Source organism: uncultured Arcanobacterium sp., from assembly GCF_947253055.1.
Taxonomy (GTDB): domain Bacteria; phylum Actinomycetota; class Actinomycetes; order Actinomycetales; family Actinomycetaceae; genus Arcanobacterium_A.
In genome coordinates this window covers 1-3,107 of record NZ_CAMXYE010000108.1, presented here as the reverse complement: position 1 = coordinate 3,107, position 3,107 = coordinate 1, and the positions used below count along the sequence as shown (strand labels likewise).

Here is a 3,107-nt window from a genome sequence, read left to right as displayed (position 1 = left end):
ATATTTTCCGCATTATCGGCCAAGAAATCCGGTATCTTTTGCTCTAAGGCTGCCGCGGGTGGAGAAAAAATTTTTGCTTCGAGCTGGCTCACCGCTGCGGAAAAAGTTTCGCCGATTTCCTCTATCGCATTGATTATTGCGGTGGCTGTTCCTGCTTTCGCTCCTGCTCCCGCGCCGGCAGCCTTTGGGGAATCTAGCGCAGTAGCAGATACTGTAGATTTCTCTGTAGTTTCTACCTCGGTAGATTCTGATAGTGCCGCTAGCTCTTCTGCGTAGTTTTCTCGCTGCTGGCGCCAGCTTTGTAGTTCCTTATAGGCGGCAGTACTCTGCTGGTGTTTTTCTAATTGCTGGCGCAGCTTGGCAATTTTTGGTTTCTCTTTTTGCAGCTCTCCCCACTCCGCTGCTAATTTTTCTCGCAACTCCAGCGCCGCTGCTAGATCTTTCTCTGCTTCCCAGCGATTGCGCAAATCTTCGGCAGTTGTGCGCGCTGCTTGGGCAGTATCTGCTTTTTTAGCTGCGCTATCTGCTAGAGCCGCAGCGCCCTGAGTCAAAAGTGCCAAAAGCTTTTTATCGCAGTTAGCGCTGGCAGGAAATATCTCGGTTAAATCTGCACGAGCAGCTGCAATTTCTGCGCGAATATCGCTATCTATCGCCTCAATCCCCAGCCAAGTCTCGATAGCTTTTTGATAGGAATCATGTGCCCCGGCTATCTCTTTTTGTGCGTGGTTGGATTGCTTCTTCAGCAGCTCCGCCAGATTTCGATACGGAGTAGTGGCAAAAATTTTTTCTAAGAGCGGCGCCCGTTCCGCAGATTTCAGCCGCAAAAAATCGGCAAACTGCCCTTGGGGTAGCAGTACGGTTTGTAAAAACTGGTGCTTATCTAGCCCAATAATCTCTCGTAGTTCCTGATTAGATTCGCGCGCCTGTGAGCTGATGGCTTGGGCGTCTTCTAAATTTCCACTTTCCAGCGCTGCTTCCGAAAGCTTCCAGAGCCGCGCTTTCTGTGCCTGCTCTGTAAAGCCCTCCCCGCGCGTCTTGGGCTTTCTCCACGCCGGACTGCGCCACACTCGATAAGTTCCCTTGCTAGTGGTAAAGATTAAATCTACATAGGATTCTTCTTGCGCTAATGCGTAGGTGGAACGGAGGCGCTCATCGGAGCTATCTTTCCCTGCTACGCCCCCATAGAGTGCAAATACGAGCGCATCTAAAATACTCGATTTTCCGGCACCGGTCGGGCCTTCCAATAAGAAAATCCCGTTCTGCGTGAGTTCGGTAAAATCAATACCCTGTTTTTTCCCGAAAGGGCCAATTCCCGAAAATTCTAGCCGCCGAATAATCATAATTCTTGCTCTTCTTGCTGGGCTTTTCTCCACAGCGCATCGAGAAGTTCTTTTTCTTTTTTCGCGAGTGCCGCCGCTCCGTTGGCAAGGAAGAACTCTTCCAGTATTTCTTGCGCGCTCGCGCGGCCTGGGGCAGATATTCCGGAAGTCTTCTGCGCGGCATTTCCTTCATTTCTCCCATTTTCGCCCTGCGCCACATTTTCTGCTCCCGAGTGGTATATCTCCAAAGCGGAGGGAAATTTGCGGCGCAGATTGGCATTCATATTGAGGGGGCGCTGTATATCTTGTACGTAAATACGAAGAAAATAATCTTGATACGAATCGTACTTCGTGGAAAGCAAAGCATCGTAGCTATCTCGCAAGGTAGCTAAAGGCTTATAGACGGGCGCTGGTAAAAGTGTAATTTTTGGCGGATTCTCGGGAGAATCTTCTGCAAATTCCAGCAGCACAGAGCTCTTTTTGTGGTGCTCTTCCGAAAAAGAAAAGGCAATCGGAGAACCACTATAGCGCATCAACGGCGCCTGCGTAGCAGTAATTTTTTGGGGGCCGTGCAGATGCCCGAGGGCGATATAATTCAGCGGTTCCCGCTCATTAATTGGAGGAAGATGGAATATCGAAGCGGGGACGGAATCTACTCCGCCAATATGCAGATCAGCTTCCGAATCACTACTCTCTCCGCCCGTCACAAAAGCGTGCGCCATCACGATACGAGGGAGGGGAGCCGCAACATATTCGTCGTTTTTAATACTTCGGTGGATATTTTTTAAGGCCGCACCTACTACCGCACTGTGGCTGCGCGCAACTTCCTCACCAGAAGCAGATAAACGGCTACTTTCCAGGTAGGGATCGAGATAGGGAATTCCGTATACCAAAGCTCCTAGCTCTCCGGCGGCATTGCGCAAGGGGATAGCTTGGGAGCAGGCAGCGGCGTTGGTGCGGATAGAGAGCCCAGAGCGCAGCAATTCGGAGGCGAAACCTAGCCGCCCGGGAGAATCGTGATTCCCAGAAGTAATTACCACCTGAGTATGCTCTAAAAGCCGGTGAAGAGTTTGGGAGAGCAGCTCCACCATAAGCACTGGCGGCACGCCGCGATCATAAATATCTCCGGCAATGAGCACGGCGTCAATTTTTTCGTCTTTAACTAGCTGCACCAAATAATCGCACCACTGGGTAAAAGCGGGAGTTAAATCTGCGCCGCGCAGGCTTCGCCCTAGATGCCAATCAGAAGTATGCAGAATACGCACAATTAATCGTTATCCTGCACCGAGTGAAGTATTTCGAGTGCATCGGCGTGCAGAATTCCATTCGTCGCCAGCGCGCAGCGTCCGTACGGCCCGGGGTTTCCTTCGAGGTCAGTGAACTGCCCGCCCGCTTCGGTGAGTATCGGTACCAGTGCCGCCATATCGTAAAGTTCTAGTTCTGGCTCGGCAGCAATATCTACGGCGCCCTCAGCTACGAGCATATAGGACCAAAAATCGCCATAAGCGCGGGTGCGCCAAGCGGCCTGGGCGAGGCGGAGAAAAGCGCGCAATTGGTTACGCTCTTGCCAGCCTTGGAGAGAAGAATAGGAAAGCGAAGCATCTTCGATACGGCTCACTCGCGATACCTGCAATGGCTGGGCAGTGGTCCAAGAACGCCCGGTATAGGCTCCCAACCCTTTTACTGCCCACCAACGGCGATTTAAGGCGGGTGCGGAGACCATCCCTAAGACTATCTCTCCGTCTTCCTCTAGGCCGACTAGAGTGGCCCACACCGGCACGCCGCGCA

General features: G+C 52.0%; 3 protein-coding genes. All 3 read right to left on the bottom strand.

Going from position 1 to position 3,107, the window contains the following annotated elements; translation table 11 throughout:
* Positions 1 to 1,340: SMC family ATPase (locus Q0X35_RS06310; RefSeq protein WP_297566639.1), on the bottom strand; the 1,340-nt coding region annotated here is incomplete at its 3' end.
* Positions 1,337 to 2,584, bottom strand: coding sequence for an exonuclease subunit SbcD (gene sbcD / locus Q0X35_RS06305; protein WP_297566637.1), 1,248 nt, complete (start codon positions 2,582 to 2,584; stop codon positions 1,337 to 1,339). The genes Q0X35_RS06310 and sbcD, both read right to left, overlap by 4 nt.
* A 2-nt stretch (positions 2,585 to 2,586) precedes the next feature.
* Positions 2,587 to 3,107 (bottom strand): inositol monophosphatase family protein (locus Q0X35_RS06300; protein WP_297566635.1); only part of this gene is annotated, 521 nt, incomplete at its 5' end.